This window comes from Mesotoga infera (genome assembly GCA_011045915.1).
GTDB classification, from domain to species: domain Bacteria; phylum Thermotogota; class Thermotogae; order Petrotogales; family Kosmotogaceae; genus Mesotoga; species Mesotoga infera_D.
In genome coordinates, this window is the sequence record DSBT01000315.1 from 1 (window position 1) to 17782 (window position 17782).

15 protein-coding genes and 1 pseudogene are annotated in these 17782 nt (G+C 45.6%); 8 read left to right on the forward strand and 8 right to left on the reverse strand.

Annotation, left to right across the window (positions count from 1 at the left end; genetic code table 11):
- From ENN47_10190 to ENN47_10215, 6 genes and pseudogenes are all read left to right on the forward strand, one after another.
- Positions 1–2412, forward strand: a 2412-nt coding sequence (locus tag ENN47_10190; protein HDP78531.1) for an ABC transporter permease, incomplete at its 5' end; no start/stop codon positions are given.
- 11 nt (positions 2413–2423) lie between these two features.
- Positions 2424–3545 carry a response regulator gene (locus tag ENN47_10195; GenBank protein ID HDP78532.1) on the forward strand — a complete coding sequence of 374 codons (1122 nt, stop codon included), beginning with the start codon at positions 2424–2426 and terminating at the stop codon, positions 3543–3545.
- Between the two features lie 50 nt (positions 3546–3595).
- On the forward strand, positions 3596–3940 hold the full coding sequence (locus tag ENN47_10200; GenBank protein ID HDP78533.1) for an anti-sigma factor antagonist: 345 nt from the start codon (positions 3596–3598) through the stop codon (positions 3938–3940).
- 3 nt (positions 3941–3943) lie between these two features.
- The gene (locus tag ENN47_10205) at positions 3944–4345 is read left to right on the forward strand and encodes an ATP-binding protein (protein ID HDP78534.1); all 402 of its coding nucleotides are present in this window, start codon (positions 3944–3946) and stop codon (positions 4343–4345) included.
- Between the two features lie 205 nt (positions 4346–4550).
- Positions 4551–6269 carry an ABC-F family ATP-binding cassette domain-containing protein gene (locus ENN47_10210; protein ID HDP78535.1) on the forward strand — a complete coding sequence of 573 codons (1719 nt, stop codon included), beginning with the start codon at positions 4551–4553 and terminating at the stop codon, positions 6267–6269.
- Positions 6270–6518: 249 nt separating this feature from the next.
- A pseudogene (locus tag ENN47_10215) lies at positions 6519–7707 on the forward strand (MFS transporter).
- 76 nt (positions 7708–7783) lie between these two features.
- Here ENN47_10215 and ENN47_10220 read toward each other — a convergent pair.
- The 5 genes from ENN47_10220 to ENN47_10240 are packed head-to-tail and all read right to left on the reverse strand — an operon-like array spanning position 7784 to position 12973.
- Positions 7784–8743, reverse strand: a complete 960-nt coding sequence (locus tag ENN47_10220) for an ABC transporter ATP-binding protein (protein ID HDP78536.1) — start codon at positions 8741–8743, stop codon at positions 7784–7786.
- A complete protein-coding gene (locus tag ENN47_10225; protein ID HDP78537.1) occupies positions 8743–9720 on the reverse strand; it encodes an ABC transporter ATP-binding protein in 978 nt (325 codons plus the stop codon). Before ENN47_10225 ends, ENN47_10220 begins: the two co-directional genes overlap by 1 nt.
- A 9-nt stretch (positions 9721–9729) precedes the next feature.
- Complete coding sequence (locus tag ENN47_10230; protein ID HDP78538.1) at positions 9730–10536, reverse strand: ABC transporter permease; 807 nt, start codon at positions 10534–10536, stop codon at positions 9730–9732.
- Between the two features lies 1 nt (position 10537).
- Positions 10538–11488, reverse strand: coding sequence for an ABC transporter permease (locus ENN47_10235; protein HDP78539.1), 951 nt, complete (start codon positions 11486–11488; stop codon positions 10538–10540).
- Between the two features lie 15 nt (positions 11489–11503).
- Entirely contained in the window at positions 11504–12973 is a 1470-nt protein-coding gene (locus ENN47_10240; protein ID HDP78540.1) for an ABC transporter substrate-binding protein, read from the reverse strand.
- 469 nt (positions 12974–13442) lie between these two features.
- On the opposite strand from ENN47_10240, the gene ENN47_10245 reads away from it, so the two are divergent.
- A complete protein-coding gene (locus ENN47_10245) occupies positions 13443–14531 on the forward strand; it encodes a class A beta-lactamase-related serine hydrolase (protein HDP78541.1) in 1089 nt (362 codons plus the stop codon).
- A 115-nt stretch (positions 14532–14646) separates the two neighbouring features.
- Here the strand turns inward: ENN47_10245 and ENN47_10250 are convergent, their stop codons facing one another.
- Both ENN47_10250 and ENN47_10255 read right to left on the reverse strand, forming a co-directional pair.
- Positions 14647–15891: a hypothetical protein gene (locus ENN47_10250; GenBank protein HDP78542.1), complete on the reverse strand. Its 1245-nt coding sequence runs from the start codon at positions 15889–15891 to the stop codon at positions 14647–14649.
- 39 nt (positions 15892–15930) lie between these two features.
- Positions 15931–16323, reverse strand: a complete 393-nt coding sequence (locus ENN47_10255) for a hypothetical protein (GenBank protein HDP78543.1) — start codon at positions 16321–16323, stop codon at positions 15931–15933.
- A 662-nt stretch (positions 16324–16985) separates the two neighbouring features.
- Between ENN47_10255 and ENN47_10260 the strand changes: the two genes are divergently transcribed.
- The gene (locus tag ENN47_10260) at positions 16986–17450 is read left to right on the forward strand and encodes a YbaK/EbsC family protein (GenBank protein HDP78544.1); all 465 of its coding nucleotides are present in this window, start codon (positions 16986–16988) and stop codon (positions 17448–17450) included.
- Here the strand turns inward: ENN47_10260 and ENN47_10265 are convergent.
- On the reverse strand, positions 17447–17782 hold a 336-nt coding region (locus ENN47_10265; GenBank protein ID HDP78545.1), incomplete at its 5' end, for an ABC transporter ATP-binding protein. The genes ENN47_10260 and ENN47_10265 overlap by 4 nt on opposite strands.

A 17782-nucleotide genomic window follows, 5' to 3' on the forward strand; every position in this document is an offset into this window, starting at 1 on the left:
GATCCCGGACAGAGGCTGCTCTTCTGGATACCTCTTCCTGAAGTGAGAATCGCGGGAATTGTCGAAGGTAATGGCGTTCTTCACTACCAGATAGAAAACCAGGGGCCAAATGCATTTACTATGCTGATGGACGTCGAATCTGCCAGAGAGGTTTTGAAGATCGGCGTTGATGACTATTACAATGCACTTCTTGTCTCAAACCGCGGCGACTTCTTGAAAGGTGAGAAACTCACTGATGAAGTGGTGAAAAGCATAAGAGAGATAGCCGGCGAGGAATTCGTGGTAAGAGAGGTCAAAAGAGACTCCATCAGTATGGTTGACCAGGGCAATATCGGTTTGTTGTTCCTCATGTTGAGCGTATTTGCTATCTTTGCGGGGGCACTGCTTCTCACAAATATATACTTGATGCTTGCTCAGGAGAGGAGAACTGAACTAGGTACTCTCAGGGCGATAGGCTATTCAAGAAGGAAGGTTTCGAAAACGATTCTGTACGAAGGCTTTTTCTACTCAATTTTCTCTTCGGCAATCGGAGTCCTAGGCGGCCTGGCAATCGCGAGGTTTATCCTGGGGAGTTTTGTAAACCTCTTCGAGGACGTTGCCTCACTCATTCCCTTTGAGGGAGCAAATATGGCTTTCAGCTCAATGCAAAGTTCGTTTGTCTTCTTCGTGCGCTTAGATTCTATCGCCTATGGTTTCCTTTTGGGACTGATAATTCCAATGGTGATTATAGTGTACACAGGCAGAAAGATATCCCGAACGAACATTGTTACTGCCGTACGGAACATCCCTGAAGAGCTGGACGACCGTAAGAGGCTTCTCTTGAATATTCTTGCTGCTGTGGGTGTTCTGTTTTCGATTATCATGGCTTACAGCGGTTACTCACTTGGAAATGCGGCCGGGTTCTTCACCGGCGTGGTGCTCGCGGGTCTGCTAATTCCAGTTGCAGTTCCAATGAAGAACAAGAGGTTGATAGAGTCCTTGTTCTCGATTGCAGTGATTGTATTTACAATGCTTAGCAATTCCTTTTCTTTAATTGCTTCCAACACCGGTTCATCTATTTATCTCACGGTAGCGAAAGGCGCCGCCATTCTTTTTGCCGGACTTTTCCTGATTGTATATAATTTGAAGACCTTCGAATTCCTTTTGAATAAGCTATTCCAGAAAGCAAAAGCTGCGGCTCCCGTATTCAAGATATCTGTTGCTTTTTCTGCCAGAAACCGAATGAGAACGGGGCTAACCATTGCTATGTTTGCTGTAGTGATTTTTGTCATCACTCTGATTTCGATAATTCCCTACTCTATGGAGCAGATGCTTGTCAAGAGTCGAGATGCGGTCTTTTCCGGTTTCGATGTTGGAGCCTTCTCCTTCACGGGGAATGGAAGCGTTTCCTTCAGTGAATTGCAGTCCCAGTCAGAAGTAAGAGAGATTTCTACTGTTGCAGCGGTGAATGTAGCAGTAAGAAAGGATGATCGGTACGGTCTTGAGCAGATCTATTCGGTCGATGACAGTTTTATTGACAACAACAGGCTGGTCGAAATTGATTACGATGGAAAGCTAGGTACATCAAGTCCGAATGATCTCTGGAAGTACCTCAGGGACAATCCAGATACAGTTGTCGTATCGAACAGTGTTCTGCCTGATGTCAGACCCGGGGATGTTCTGGAACTTAGAGGAGTGATAGATCAAGGAGATAGCAGACATGGCGTAAGCGGTTTAATGCGGAGAAATGTCACCTCTGAGATGATTGATTCTAAACCCGTCTATCTCAAAGTAATTGCAACGATCCCGGAGAACACCATATCTTTTTTGAATGGTCTGCTTGTATATAGAGGAAACGTTCCGACTGAGTTATCCGGGAATGTCGCTGAGAGGCAGTATCTCTTCAATCTTGCAGGAGCTACCGAGGGTGAAAAGAAAGGAAACTTCGATGCCCTGCAAGACAAGATCGCATCTGGCAGCCTCTTCATGCTCTATGTAGACGATATAATAAACCTTACTTCTACCATGCTGCAGGGTACCATCAGTATTCTAAGATCCTTCCTGTACTTCGGGATGCTGGTGGGCATTGTTGGAATTGCGATCATCATGTTCAAGGCTCTGCACGAAAGGAAGCGGATTATTGGTATGCTTAAGGCAATAGGCTTCACCAAGAAGATGGTATTCTCTTCTTTCCTTCTCGAAACGTCTTTCATTGCGATCATTGGTATTGTTCTTGGGATAGTAACAGGAACTCTAACGAGTCTGGAGATCTACGCCTCTCCTTTGATGGAGGGCATGAAGCTCTATATTCCCTGGGATCAGCTAATTGCAATGACGCTGATCTTCTATATAGCTTCACTTGTTTCAACGATTATCCCCAGCTATTCGGCCTCGAAAATCGTGCCGGCAGAAGCTTTGAGGTACTTCGAATAGGAAGTGATTAGATGAGCAGAATACTGGTGGTTGATGATGATCTGTCGGTAAGGGTTCTCCTGAAATCGATACTCGCGAGAGATGAACATGAAGTGGTAGAAAGTGCAGATGGTGAGTCGGCGTTCTCCTCGCTGTCCAGGGGAAAGCCAGATATGATCTTGTTGGATCTCATGTTGCCTGACTACAACGGACTGGATATTCTCACAGAGTTGAAGCAAGATCCAGAACTTGAAGCTATTCCCGTTATTGTCCTTACGGGATCTGCCGACCGGGAAAGCAAACTCACCGCGCTTAGTTCTGGCGCAGTTGATTTCATCTCGAAGCCCTTTCTTCCAGAAGAGGTAATTCTCAGAGTGAATACCCAACTGAAGCTTCATGATCTCATAAAGTCGTTGAGGATTGCAGTGGACAATCTTGAAAGCGACGTTTTGGCAGCGGGAAAGATACAGAACGCGTTAGTTCCCCAAAGCAATCCACAGGGCCTGGCCGTTGAATGGATCTATGAACCTTCTTATAGAGTTGGTGGGGACATATTCGATGTTTTCAAATTGAGCGACAATCGTTTCTTTGTATATCTCGCAGATATGTCGGGCCACGGAGTGAATGCCGCAATGCTTTCTGTAATGGTTCACAGGTTCATTGAGGATTTCAGAACCAGTATGGGAGATAGGGATTTCGACCTGGGCGTTTTCATGAAGGAGCTCGACAAGAGCTTTGTATTCGAGAGATTCAACCTTTTCTTCACAATCGTTTCATTGGTCGTGGATCTTGCGGAAGGCTTTGCTCTTCTTTCAAATGCAGGACACCCATCGCCATTGATGCAAAGAAATGGGTCTGTCGAATTACTTGACAGAGAGAGAGAGGGCCTGGTTGGTATAAATATGATTCGGGGAGACGTTGCAAAAATCCCTTTTCTTAGTGGGGATCGGCTCTTGCTATACACTGACGGACTGATAGAAGTGGCGAATGAAAACGGCGAAATGTTCGGTGAGGATAGATTGATAGATCTCTTGGGAAGCTGTTCGAAAATCGATATCAAGAGAGCCTCTGGGCGTTTGAAAGATGCATATGAGAATTTTAAAGGCAATGTGCTTGCCGAAGACGATATTACGGCGCTGCTTATAGAATTCTAGTTTTGCCCCCTTACAAATAGAAATCTATAAAATGAGGAGTTGAGTGAAAGATGTTTGAGTTCAGGTTGGCGAAAGATAATATCGGCGTGATTTCTCTCGTGAAGAGGGCGAGAATTACGGGGGAAACGTCTTCAAATTTCAGAAAGTGGCAGGATACAGTAGATCTGAAGAGCTGTTCGAGAGTAATTCTTGATGGGACTAATATCGAATTTATTGATTCGATGGGCATTGCCGCTCTCATAAGTATTTACAAGACTATCGCCGGGCAGGGTAATGATCTGGTTCTGGTGAATCTCTCCGAGGAGATAAAGAAACTGCTTAACACACTGAGGCTTGACAGGCTTTTTATCGTCAAAGATTGCAGCGTTGAAGAAGCTGTCAAGAATGCGTGCTGAACAATGGGTGAGAAGAACTACCGCTTCATGGTCGAGCCCAATTTGAGCAAAATAGATGCTTTCTCTGCGAAGCTATCCGATATAGTCAGAAAGAGCATAGGCAACGAAACCGGTTTCAGAGCAGGGCTCATAGTGATCGAGGCTTGCTCGAATATCGTGAAGCATGGGGAACTTGGCGAAGAAGACCTCATATCTGTTGACCTAACTATTGGAGAAGGCAGAGTGACTATTACTATCGAAGACACTTCCAAAGAGTTCAATCCACTTGAGGTTGATGAGCCAGACCTCGAGGATATCGAGCTTCTCCAGAGCGGTGGAATGGGTGTTTACCTCATTAGAAGGTTTTCTAGAGGGATAGAATACTCTTACGAAAACGGCAAGAATATTCTTAGAATCATTATTTAACTGACAGATTTACGGCTAATTGACTTGACTAGCCTCGATATGCTATAAGTAAGTGATCACAAACCAGCAGGTGCTGAAATGAAGAAAAGACTTCTTTAATCTACAAAACTGAATACTTCCTCAAAAAACATCGAAAGACCGCAATCCTATTTAGCCGTTCAATTCAAATAACTTTGAGCTTTAAGCCTTACTGGAGGTGATCAATTTGCTTCAAATACACAATCTTTCAATTTCCTTTGGAAGCGTAGACGTTCTTAAGAAAGTCAGTCTCGATCTCGCTGCAGGAGAGATTTTGGCTGTCACCGGGGCAAACGGTGCCGGCAAGTCGACTCTCCTGAAATCCATCAAAGGTGAAATCACTCCCTCGGAAGGGAAGATAACTATAGAGCAAGGTATCGACCCGCTTCTTGTCAACCAGGAGATTGCCGACTTTCATGGGACAGTGAAGGAGTATCTACTGGGGGCGAGAAAGGAGCTCTTCGATATCCATGATAGACTGGGCAGCTCTCTAGATGATCCTATGACCTATGCGGAACTAATAAATGAATTTCATAATGTTGGGGGATTCGAGTTTGAAACGAAGATTTCTTCATCTCTAAATGAGTTTGGTGTCAATGTTGACAGCCTGGATTTCCCGTATATGAATCTTTCACATGGGCAGAAGAGAATTCTCTCACTCGTCAGGGGAGTTCTTTCCGGTTCGAGTCTTTTCTTGCTTGACGAGCCTACAAACCATCTCGACATAGAAATGACCTTGAGGCTTGAGGAGATCATAACCTCACTAAGCGAAAGGGGTGTTGGAGTTATCGTAGTAAGCCACGACAGGAGATTCATCGACAGAGTCGCTCACAAGACGATCTATCTTAAAAGGGGAGAGGCAATAGGAGCTCGAGGCGGATATTCTGAGATGCTGGCACATTTGGAAAGCGATTTCCTCTCAAGACAAAAGAAAAGCGAAGAGATAAGTAAGAAGATACGTCAACTGGAACTCGATGCGACCAGAAGGAAGAGCTGGTCAGATTCAAGAGAGGCTTCAAAGAGATCCGCAAGCGATAAAGGCCATGAAGGACATATGGCGGCCAAACTAGCCAGACGTGCGCTGGCTGTACAGAAAAGGACCGAAAGACTGATCGGTGAACTGGAGTGCGAAAAACCCTTTGTGGAGAAGCCAGTTACTGTAAGAATTCCCAAATATGGAGTTCCGAACAGAAAAATGGTCATGGTGGATAGCCTATCGTTCTCTTACGAAGAAAATGAAGTTATAAGGGAGGCCTCTGTTGACATAGATACCTCAGACAGAGTAGGTCTCATGGGCCCGAATGGTTCGGGGAAAACAACTCTTATGAAGTGTCTTGTAGGGATTCTGGAACCGTCGGGTGGCAGGATTTACAGAAACGAGAGTGTGAACTGGATGTATATTCCACAGAATGTCGCAGAACTCTTCGAAAATACGACTCCCTATGAAGAAATCGCCGATCTTGAACTGGAAGAGCCCGCCGTAAGAAGTCACCTTGCCAATATCGGTCTAAAGGGAGAGAAGGCTTTTTCGGAGATAAAAACGCTGAGCTATGGAGAGTTGATGAGACTTGCCTTACTGAAATCTCTTCTTTCAAAGGTTGAGTTCATCTTTATGGACGAGCCAACCAATCACCTGGATATTGAATCTCTCGAAGTGCTTGACAGACTTCTCAACGACTTCTCGGGAGGGTTTTTCTTCATTAGTCACGACAGGCAGTTCATTGCAGAACATGGTGAAAAGATTCTCACCATTGAAGAAGGTATATTGAAGAGCTTCGAGTATTCAGAGAAGATTGATATAGACTCATTTTCACGCACAAAAGAGATTCTTGCGGATTCCTATGACGAGTCGAAATTGAGGAGAAGCGCAAATACTCTCCTTCACAATTCTGAGGAGGAAGGCTGAGAGCGCGGCACCGATGGGGATTTCTTTTATGAGCATATTTGATATATAATATTCCTAACTCAATCCAGGAGAAGGAGCGAACCCATATGCTGGAAGATATTCAGGCCTATAGAAGAGCTATTTTGGGCGGATTTTCAGGTTCCGTGGGTGAATGCTATCTCGTCGAGCCTGGATTGCTCTGAAATCTTAGCTGTGAATCAAGAGGCCGTGACGGGTGTCACGGCCTCTTTCTTTTGGGAGAAATCGTGTATGAACAATATGGTTGAGCGCATGAAAAGCAACATAAAGAAAAACTATCTATTTTCCTTCCTTATGAACATGAGACTGTCTAACGGTCTCTGGATGATCTACATGGCCTCCAGGGGAATGAGTTTGACGCAGATCGGTTTCCTTGAATATTCCACGTGACCTCTTTGACGATGGAGGTCCCTACAGGGTCTGTAGCAGACTTGTTCGGAAGAAAGCTCAGCAGAACTATCGGGAGGTGTCTCTCTCTTGCGAGTATTCTGGTGTTGATCGGAGCGAGGAGTTTCTTTCATTTCACCATTTTCATGGTACTCGCTGCACTTTCGTATAATCTGGAATCGGGGTCTGGAGAGGCTCTTGTATATGACTCTCTCAAATATCTGAAAAAAGAAGACAATTTCATATCGGTTCTTGGGAGACAGGAAGCCATATTTCAAGTGTCTTCAGTTTCCGCGCTTCTAATCGGCGGGTTCCTGGGAACGTACAATTATCACTATGCATTTTGGGTTTCCGCTGGGATCATCGCATTTTCGGCGGTCTATTCTCTTTCGTTCACAGAACCGCCAATCCTTGAATCGGTGGGCCGTAACTCAAAAACCTTTCGGGGCTTCTTGAAGCAGATTGTCGATAGCTTCTCAATAATCGCTAGAGATAGAAAGGTTGCATTTCTCATCTTTTTTGTTCAGACTATATTGGCATTCAGCGCCTGCATATTCTTTTACATTCAGAACTACTGGAAAGGACTTGGCCGCACGGAGTTTCAGATTGGCACTTACCTCGCGGCCGGGTCGTTTCTAGCCGGATTATTGGCCATGAAGGTTCAGGGGCTGTCTCATCTGCTGAAGGAGAAGAAAGTCCTGATCATACTGCCTCTAGTTTCCGTCGCGGCCATGTGGGGAGTGGCTCTCTGTTCAAACAAGTTGCCTTTCTTCATGATTGTAACTATGATTGAAGCCATGCTGTTTGTAGCGGGTAACGACTACATAAATAAGCTGATTCCATCAAGGAACAGGGCAACGATAATATCCTTTGCAAGTATGATGTACAGCTTGGTAATGATAGTTTTCTTCCCCATCTTCGGAAGAATTGCTGACACAATCTCGTTTGGAGTTGCTTTTGTCTCACTGGCTGTAATGGCAAGCTGTCTTTATGTCAGGTGTTCAGTATGTATCTACTCAAGAAGATCGGGTGAAAGAGTTGATTCATGCTCCTTAAAGCGATGCCGGTCAAAAACCGCCTCGGGTTCCAGTATCGGGAGAGTGGAATGCTCAGTAAAGGTGACAGCTTACAAAATGATCTTTCGTTACCTCGGTCTTCCGCGGCTTCACACTCGAACAAATCGCCATTCTCCTGAAACATCTGGGGTGAAAGAAGCATCCGGTTGGTGGGTTCAAGGGACTGGGAGCATCGCCTTCAAGTATTATTCTTTCGAGCTTATGACCGGTTTCACCGGGAACTGCCGAAAGGAGAGATTGAGTATATGGGTGAAGAGGCGATCTATATAGCTCTTCGGATTCGGCGAGCTCGACGATTTCGCCAAGATACATGACGGCTATTCTGTCGCAGAAGTAATGAACAACGTTTAAATCATGGGAAATGAAGAGATAGGTCAGAGAAAGCCTCTCCTTAAGGTCGTTCATAAGGTTAAGCGTCTGTGCCTGGATCGAGACGTCGAGAGAAGAAACCGGTTCATCTGCTATTACGACTTCTGGATTAAGAATCAAAGCATTCATGATCCCTACACGCTGTCTTTGACCTCCAGAAAGCTCGTGAGGGAATCTTCCCAAGAGATCCTTGTCAAGTCCCACAAGGTTCATACTCTCCACAATCAGCTCTTTGATCTCTCCCTTCTGCATTCCCATTGCTCTCAAAGGCTCTCTCAGTATCCACTCGACCGTTCCTTTTGGATTCAGGGACCCTGAAGTGTCTTGAAAGATTAGCTGAACCTTCTTTCTGAACTCCCGGTTCTGATCTCTCTTCAGCGAAGTAACGTCGTCGCCTTTGAAGAGGATCCTTCCCTCGGTCGGTTTTAATAGCCCCACGATTGTATAGGCGGCAGTTGATTTTCCACACCCCGACTCACCTACAAGTCCGAAAGATTCTCCTTTAGAGATACTTAAGGAAACTCCGTTAAGTGCCTTGATCGATCCCGGCTTCTTCAGCAGTCGGGTTCTTCTCAGCCTGTAATGTTTTCTAAGATTATGAATCTCCAGAATATCTCTCTTCATCAAATCTCTCCAGCAAGGAAGCATCTCGCTTCGTGATCACTGGCCATCTTTTTGAAGCCGGGGAACTCTTTCTTGCATTTTTCGACGGCGTAGTCACATCTTGGCTCAAACGGGCAACCGGGAATTGAATCCGCTATTGACGGCACTCGGCCTCGAATGTCAAAGAGCTCTTTGCCTTTTGAGTCTCTCTTGGGTATGGCTTTTATGAGGCCCATTGTGTAGGGATGGGCCGGATCAGTGAAGAGCTTATTGACAGGTGCTTTCTCAACGATATGCCCGGCATACATAACGTAGACTGTAGAGCAGTTCTCCCGAACCACTCCGAGATTATGCGAAATAAAAATCATTGAGGAGTTTCTCTCACGATTTATCTTTCTTAACAGCTCCAGTATCTGAGCCTGTATTGTTACATCCAAAGAAGTAGTCGGTTCATCTGCGATTATTAGTTTTGGATTGCAGACTATGGCTATGGCTATAGCTATTCTCTGCCTCATGCCTCCCGACAGTTCGTGAGGGTACTTGCCGTATGTCCTTTCTGGATCGGGAAGACCGACAGCTTTCATGATCTCAAGAACTCTTGATAACCTCTCTTCCTTATCGAGAGAAGTGTGCATCTTAAGGTTCTCGTCAATTTGCCATCCGACTTTCAGTAGAGGATTGAGCGATGAAAGTGTCTCCTGAAAGATCATCGAGATATCCTTGCCACGTATTTGCCTGATTTTCTCCTCATTGAGAGAGAGTAGATCGGTTCCTGAGAAGAAGAGACTCCCTGTAAGGTGCGAATTGCCTGGAAGCAACCTCATTATTGAAAGAGCTGTCACTGTCTTTCCGCATCCAGATTCTCCAACGATCCCGACTATCTCCTTCTCGAGCACCTCCAGAGATATGCCTTTCACTGCGTAGAGCATTCCTTCAGTAGAATCGAAGGCGATTTTGAGATCTTTGATATCTAGCAGAGGCTCTCTTTCAGTTCGCATATGTCTCACCTATTTTCTCTTCTCTCTCATGTCCCGAATTCCATCTCCGAGAAAATTGAAGCCCAGCACGAGAAGCGTAATAAAGATCCCTGGTGCTATTGCGTACCAGGGGCTGACGGCTATGAAGACCTGAGACTCACTCAGCATTCTTCCCCAGCTGGGATTGGGCGGCTGAATTCCAAGTCCAAGATAACTGAGCGCCGCTTCGGCCAGAACTGCATTCGAAAAGCCCATAGTTGCCGCTACTACAATTGGGGAAAGCACATTAGGCAAAATATGTCTGAACATAATACGCAGGTTTGAAACTCCTTTTACCTTCGCACTTCTTACGTAATCCAGTTCTTTATGCTGAACGAAGCCGCTCCTTGTGATCCTGGCAAAAGAAGGAATCGACATGATACCTATTGCTACGATCGTGTTTCTCAGACCCACCCCAAAGACTGAAACAAACATCAATGCAAGGAGAATGCTGGGGAAGGCCATCATCGCATCGATGAATCTCATGATTATCTCATCGACAATTCCTCCGAAATAACCTGACACGGCACCGATCGTTACTCCAAAGAGAGTTCCGATAGAAACGGCAACTAGACCGACAAAAAAGGCCGTCTGAGAAGCTTTCATGATCCTGCTGAGAACATCTCTTCCGAAATTGTCCGTACCCAAAAGATGGCGGACTGACGGAGGTGAAAAACGCTCTTCCCTATTGATTTCCGTTACTGAAAACGGGGTGTAAAACAGACTCACAATCATCATTGAGAACAGAAGAGATATCAATACAATTCCAATTCTGAGATTTATGCTTCTCTTGTCCATACTATCCTCGTGCGCCCAATCTGATTCGAGGGTCGATTGCGGTATAGACAATGTCGATCAGGAAGTTGATGATCACAATTATAAACGCAATGTACAGTACCATCCCCTGGACGAGTGGTAGGTCACGGGTTGAGATCGCATTGATCAACAGTCTTCCAAGACCTGGAAGCGTGAAAACCTGTTCGATCACTATCGAGCCTCCAAGAATGTTTGCCGCTATCATACCGAGGACTGTAACGATCGGAATGAGAGAGTTCTTCAGCACATGCTTGTACAACACTGAGTTTATGTTCAAACCCTTAGACAGGGCAAGTTGCACATAGTCGCTCTTCATCTGATCCATTACGGAATTTCTCGTATACCTGATAATCGAGGCAATTGACGGAAGGGCTATTGCGATTGCTGGGAGCAGCAAAGATTTGAAAGCTCCTGCGGGGTCCTCGCTCCACGGGACGTATCCTCCAGGCGAAACCCAGCGGAGAACGATTCCAAATATGTACATCAAGATTATCCCGCTCCAGAAAGATGGAATGGCCATTCCGATTTGTGAGATCATAGAAATCAAAATGCCGGGAATTCTGTGACCGTATTTCGCACTGACTATTCCAAGAGGAATTCCGATTAGAGTAATGAACATCATGGCCATAAGCGTCAGCGAAAGAGTTACTGGTATCCTGTCTATAATCAGGTCAGACACCGGAACTGAGTATCTCATAGAAGTACCGAGATCGCCCGTCAGAAGACCCTTAAACCACTTTGAAAGCCTCTCGTTGAGAGGATCGTCCAGTCCCAATTCGGCCGAAAGAGCTTCGAACTGCGATTCTTCAGCGTCTACGCCGAGTCTTGACAGTGCGGGATTCCCCGGGATCACCTCGAAGGCCACAAAAGCTATGAGCGAAACCAGAAGCACCGTCAGAATCATGGCAAAGAGTTTCTTCAGATATACATACACAGATGACGCTCCTCGCTAACGGTAATAAAGAGTTGACATATCCTGTACGTACAGTGGATAGACCTTGTACCCGAATAGATCGGGAGCAAGCGCCACGATGAAGTTGGGATCCATTATGTAAACTGCCGCAGCATCTTCTGTGAGGATTATCTGTGCCTGCTTGAATAGAGAGGCCTTCTCTTCAATGTCCGTTTTCTCAATGGCCATTTTGACCACTCGATCGTATTCGCTGTTGAAGTAGTTGTAGAAGTTCCTCGGGTAATCGGAAACGTACCTCCTCAGAATATCGTAAGCGCTTAGTTTCCCAGTAAGACCAATTATTGTCATTTCGTATTCTCTCGACGTATAGACCTTGTCCAGCCATACACTCCATTCTACCAGCTCTATTTCGGCTTCTATGCCAACTCTCTTAAGCTGTTCGACAATTATCTGAGCCGTATCTATGTGAAACTGGTAGTTCGAAGGTACTGTGATCTTTGTGCTGAAACCGTCGGGATACCCTGCCTCAGAAAGAAGCTGCTTTGACCTTATCAAACTGGGTTGATAATAATCCTCGAGACCCTCCTGATAATATCTGCTCATTATCGGCGACATGTTTGAGCCGAGCTTCGTCCCGTAACCGCCAGCCACTATTTCAATAATCTCTTCCTTGTCCACAGCATAGTTAATCGCCCTCCTGACTCTTATATCGTTGAAGGGGCTGACCGCATGGTTCATTGCCATCAGCTGGACCATGTTTTGCTCTGCTGTTATTAAGTTGAACCGATTACCCAGAACCATTGCCTGGATTGCATCGAGTCTCGGAAGTATCTGAACTTCCCCGGCCATAAAACTCATTATAGCAGCCTGGTTGTCGGGAATTATTCTGAATTCGACTTCGTCCACTATTGGCAGCTCGGGATTCCAGTATTCGTCGAATTTCTCTATTACAAGCCTCTGACCAGGCTGATACTTGACGAATCTGAACGGTCCAGTTCCTATCGGGTTGACTTCATGGTTGTCATTATTTGCTGGAATTATCGCAATGATGAACTTTTCGAGAAAGTCGGTGTTCAAGGTATTGAGTTCCACCTTTATTGTCTTCTCATCTACCGCTTCGATCTTTGAGACGAATTTTTCGAAGTCTGATGAAAGACCCCGTTCCTGATTGTTTCCTTTCAGCCTGTTGAGAGAGTACAGAACATCGTCAACCGTGACCTCAAATCCGTTATGGAACTTCACACCGCTTCTTAACGTAAAAGTATAGGTCAGACCATCCTCCGATATATGGTAATTTTCGGCCACAGCCGGAACAACACTTCCATTCGAGTCGGGTTTGAGGAGACCCTCAAATACATTGAACATCATTTCGTAAGTGCCAGAAGCAGCTGCCCTGTGTGGATCAAGAAAATCGGGATCCTGCATCACTGCGACCACTATTCTCTGTGAAAGCAAACTAGTAACAGCAAAAAGCAACAATATCAAGACTAAGACAATTCTTCTCACTTCATTCCTCCCCAAACTAACCCATTAGCGCATCATTCAATCCGGGTGTAATATTCGGTAAATAGCATCGTTTGATATTTTAACTTTTAAGAGTGGAAAGACCTAACTCTAGCTTTGTTGAGAAATATTCTGGAGTAATTTGCCAGATCTTTCCGTTTCATCAATAGTTTATCGCAGATTACGTTGATCTGCTTTATGCGAAGATTGTTATAGTTTTTTCCTGTTTGTCAACCTTCATAAATATCCGTAGGTAGTCTTCGTTGTTTTGGTCTCCGAGACGGGTGCTTCAGAACTGCATTTGTTGATTTCAAACCTCGGAAAAACGTGGATACGACTGCCCTTAAGAAACTGCGAAAAAGCCTGAAGCTAACATCTTGGTGGAATATCCCGATAATTCTTTCTGAGATGGTCTGCCATAGGTTATTATGTAGTTATACCCGATACTTTTTCCATTTGCAGGAGGTGCCCGTTGATAGGGAAAATTGCTGCATTAGCAATGATTGTCTTGATTTGCTCTGTACCTCTGGTTTCCAATCCCATCAATGATGTGATGCATAGAATTATCGACTTTGAGGGTTTTTGGGGGACTGTTCTTGTCTCCCGGGGAGATGTCATTTTGCATGCAGGTGGCTATGGTATGGCCGACATCGAGAGAAACATTCCCAATACTCCAGAGAAGAAATTAAGAATTGCCTCTATTACAAAGCAGTTCACAGCGGCGGCGATTCTAAGACTCTGTGAAGATGGTTTTATTTCCCTGTCAGATTCACTTGCGAAGTTCATACCTGAGTTTCCTAACGGAGATACCATTTCGATCGAGCAAATGCTTAATCATTCTTCTGGAATCCCAACAATGATTAACACGTTAGAACTTCTCGAAGAAGTCAAGAAATTTGAGGAGGATAGAACTCTTCAAGAAGCCGAAATCGCTTACATATCCTCTCTGCCTCTGAGATTTGAACCTGGAAGCAGCTTTCTATACAGCAACAGCGCTTATTTCCTTCTCAGCGTCATCGTAGAAAGGGCAAGCGGGAAGCGCTATGATGATTATCTGAGAACGAACTTCTTCGAACCGCTGGGAATGAATAATACCGGTTATGATTACAATGAATACGATAGCGGATGGGGTCTTCCTTACTACTGTGATTCCTATGTTATAGATCTCTCTAGCGTAAGACCTGCTGATTGGGTCGATAGAAGGCTTCCTGGCGGAGCGGGGGGGTTATACTCCACTGTGTATGATCTGTATCTGTGGGACAGAGCGCTTTCCTCCGGAGAAGTGCTTTCAGAAAGCTCTTTAAGACTAATGGAGAGTCCAACGAATGAACTCTTCGAGGCAGGTTATGGAGTCTTTATCGGTAACGAGCTTATAGATGGCGAGTACAGAAGGGTCGTTTATCACGACGGAGACACGAAGGGTACCTCGACTAGAATAAATCGGTATGTTGACGACGACATCTTTGTGGTGGTGCTGAGCAACATCGAGGGAAGGGATTTCACCGCGCTCGCGCATGAACTGGCGAAAGCAGTGCTAGTGAACGGTATGGGAACGGATTGACTCGACGAGTTGAACATTTTTTGCCGGAAGATTGAAACAAAAAAGAACCGCTCTCATTCATTTGAAGAGCGGTTCTCCGTTTTGCTGAAAGTTCAATTTGCCAATGGTCTGATCTTCAATTGATCTTGTACAGAGCTTCTACAGTATTTTTTATGTCGGAGTAATTGAGCATCAACTTTCCGTTTTGCGGCCGATCAGTGTCGAGGCTGGCCTCGTCGACCCAGTAGCTGTCCAGTTCAACGATAACGCCCTTCGAATCGACGATGAAAACCCTCTCCTCGCCTGGGAAGCCGTAGAAATCAACCACGCTTCTTTCGTCTCTCAAATAGATATTTTCCAACAACGCCGCTTCCGGCTCAGCTTGCTCCTTTCCTGTGAGTACCCATAGAACCTTCAGTTCTGCGTACCTCCGGGCGAGATCGATGATTCCGTCCAATCTATATCTTTCGAAAGCGCTCAGAGAACTGCAGTCGCAATCGGTGTATACTGGTTCGACGACTGTCGCAGGCGAGACTTTGCTGAGAACGATCAGGCTGGGGGACCCCTCGAAAAAGGCCGCATTAACACTTGGATCCGTCTGGAGAACTCCGGGAATCGGAAGAGGTTGTCCCTTGAGAAATTTTGGCTTCTCCGTCGGAGTCTCCTTAGTCTCCTCAAAGGAGACCTTTTTCCCGTCTTCGGAAACCTCGCCGAGTCTGTATGCCTTGCCGTTCAAAGAGAAGACTTCTCCATGCTGGAAGATCTCATAAGAGTCGTGGATTAGAGCTATTTCGCCGTCGCCGTCCGTATCGACTCCGAAGTAAACCTGGTCGGTATAGTAAAAACCTTTGGGGTCGAGCGTGAAGAGTTTGATCTTTCTCGGGCCGTCTTCGGCCCAGACTAACCCCTCCATGTGTTCGTACAAACAGTATCGGAACTCGAACTCGCCAGTCAAGCCCGTCTTTCTGGCTAACAGTTTGACAGATCTTGATTCCCAATAGCCTTCGAGTTCGTAAAAGACTTTGACTCTTGTAATCCACTCGTAGGTCGTTGTGTCTTGGTCGGTCTCCTTTAAGTCTGGTGCGATCGTCGGGTCGTCAAGCACTATGCCGTTGTTGTTTGCGTCGATCCACAGGAAGGGTATCTCTCCGGGTATGAGCGCGAATGCTATCGGCCTGGCACCGAGCTCGAGAAGGCCGTACTTCAGCCCTTCTATATATGGAGTTTCCAGAGTGTCAGGTTTTGATTCGCCTAGCGGTACGAGCGTCATTTCGTTTCCGGCCGTCCATGGAATCTGTTGAGTCAAGTAGCCTGTAAGGCCGGCGGCAAAGGTAGTTGCGAAACACATAGAAAGTATTAGAAAAAGCATTGTCCTTTTCATAAAATCACCTCCAGTTATCTGTGACATTTCGGAGAAAATTTATGAGTCCGAACAGGCACACGAGGACTCGTAAGTGAAGCAGGAGCCTTCATAAGGCCCGGTGTTTATGAAACAACCGACCGAACCTTCAACCTCTCCGATGCCGGAAAAATCACCGCTGGAACTGCAGGACTGAACAAGGAAGTAAGCGACGTAACAATCTAGATAGAGATGTAATGTTACGGCCAGTGGATTTCCGTTGCCATCGTAGTTCGCCGCTCTACCCGTTAGTACGCAGTCGTATCCCTGATCGCCCCGGAAACAGCTTCCGTAGCATCTGATGATGTAGCAGCCTGGCAGTTCGACTCGCGTCTCCATTTCTTTAACCTGATCGTTTGCGAAAGAGACTGAGAGAAGAAAACAGAGCAGAAGTAGAATTACCGTAAGCCTCATAATACCACCTCCAATAATTGAATTTGGATAGGGTACTTGAGCATGTACACTAATAGTTTACCATAACACCATATAGTAAACCAAAGGCAATAAATAGTTTTTATAAACATATTTCGTGATATTGGAAAAACATTGCTAATCAGGAGGTGAAGGCGATCAGGAAACCGAACTTTTAACTTGAGACGGTCGGAAAGAGTTTGTCGACTAGTTTTTTTGTGCGGAGTTCTGTATGGCGCCAGCCATTGATTATTGGAAGGGGCTGGATTGTCGCATTGAAGGGGATTGACGTTGAATTAAACTAAAGGTTGTGACGAACTGCCTAAAGAGTGTATAGAAATATGCGTTTCTGCAGGCATTGTTGAATTTTTATCGAGAGTGGCCCGGTATTGATGGAGAGAGTGTAGATGAGCTCAAATAAGCTCTCGCTTGCGACTGTAAATAAGAGTATTCGTGTACCGCATCCAAATGACCTTTTTTCGATTTCTTAATTGAAGTAATGGAATGTATATTTGAATAGAGAAGTTTCGCAGAAGGAGTGGACACTTTTCATTTTAGCGAAAGCTTCTTCCTTTTGGATTTTCATCTCCGCTTGCGCAATAAGTGATAGAGTTCACTTCTGGACTCGTGGTATCATAGTTCAATTCCCTTCCCGGAGGTGCACGATGATACCAGAAAAGGTGCTTGCAATACTGAAGGCCAACGACCTGAAGTTCTACGAATTTCCCGAAGGGACTACACCCACAGCCACGACGGCTGCGAAGATGTTGAAGGTGAAAGTCGGCCAAATTGCGAAGTCGATTCTCTTCACCTGCAAAAGTGGTAGAGCTTATCTTGTAGTCTGCCCCGGTGATCGGAAGGTCTCGCTTTCTAAGTTGAAGAAGATAGCCGGTGAGAAACCTCGTCTGGCCGATGGGACCCTAACGCTTAGAGTGACTGGTTTCTCCCTAGGCGGAGTTTGCCCCTTTGGACTCTCAGGAGTCAAAATCATTGTCGACCAGTCTCTTCAACAGTATGAGACTGTTTTTCCTGCTGCGGGGACTTCCGGTTCCGCTGTCGAGACTAATTTCGAAGAACTTGTAAGTATAACAGGTGCCGAGCCAGCTGATGTAAGCAATCCCATGTCTTAATCGTGGAATACTACCAGTGGTAGCCCGCTGATCGGGTTTTTCATGATTTTTGATTTGAGGTCGTAAACCTGCCTAATGATTTCCGGAGTAACGACATCCCAGACCTTGCCTGAAGTAATCACTATTCCATTATTGATGAATAAGAGCCTGTCTGAAATCTCGACCGCCTGATTTATATCGTGGAAGATCGCTATCGCACTTAGTCCCTTTGCGCGGACGAGATCAGTCGCGATTTTTCCTACTCTTCTTGCGTGCCCCGGGTCCAGATGAGTTGTGAACTCGTCCATAAGAAGTATCTTTCCTTCCTGGGCAAGAGCCTTTGCGATTATTAC

Coding starts and splice junctions, on each gene's coding strand:
- ENN47_10200 (HDP78533.1), top strand. CDS start 3,596: ATGTTTGAGTTCAGGTTGGCGAAAGATAATATCGGCGTGATTTCTCTC.
- ENN47_10220 (HDP78536.1), bottom strand. CDS start 8,743: ATGAAGAGAGATATTCTGGAGATTCATAATCTTAGAAAACATTACAGG.
- ENN47_10255 (HDP78543.1), bottom strand. CDS start 16,323: ATGAGGCTTACGGTAATTCTACTTCTGCTCTGTTTTCTTCTCTCAGTC.
- ENN47_10225 (HDP78537.1), bottom strand. CDS start 9,720: ATGCGAACTGAAAGAGAGCCTCTGCTAGATATCAAAGATCTCAAAATC.
- ENN47_10260 (HDP78544.1), top strand. CDS start 16,986: ATGATACCAGAAAAGGTGCTTGCAATACTGAAGGCCAACGACCTGAAG.
- ENN47_10195 (HDP78532.1), top strand. CDS start 2,424: ATGAGCAGAATACTGGTGGTTGATGATGATCTGTCGGTAAGGGTTCTC.
- ENN47_10205 (HDP78534.1), top strand. CDS start 3,944: ATGGGTGAGAAGAACTACCGCTTCATGGTCGAGCCCAATTTGAGCAAA.
- ENN47_10230 (HDP78538.1), bottom strand. CDS start 10,536: ATGGACAAGAGAAGCATAAATCTCAGAATTGGAATTGTATTGATATCT.
- ENN47_10250 (HDP78542.1), bottom strand. CDS start 15,891: ATGAAAAGGACAATGCTTTTTCTAATACTTTCTATGTGTTTCGCAACT.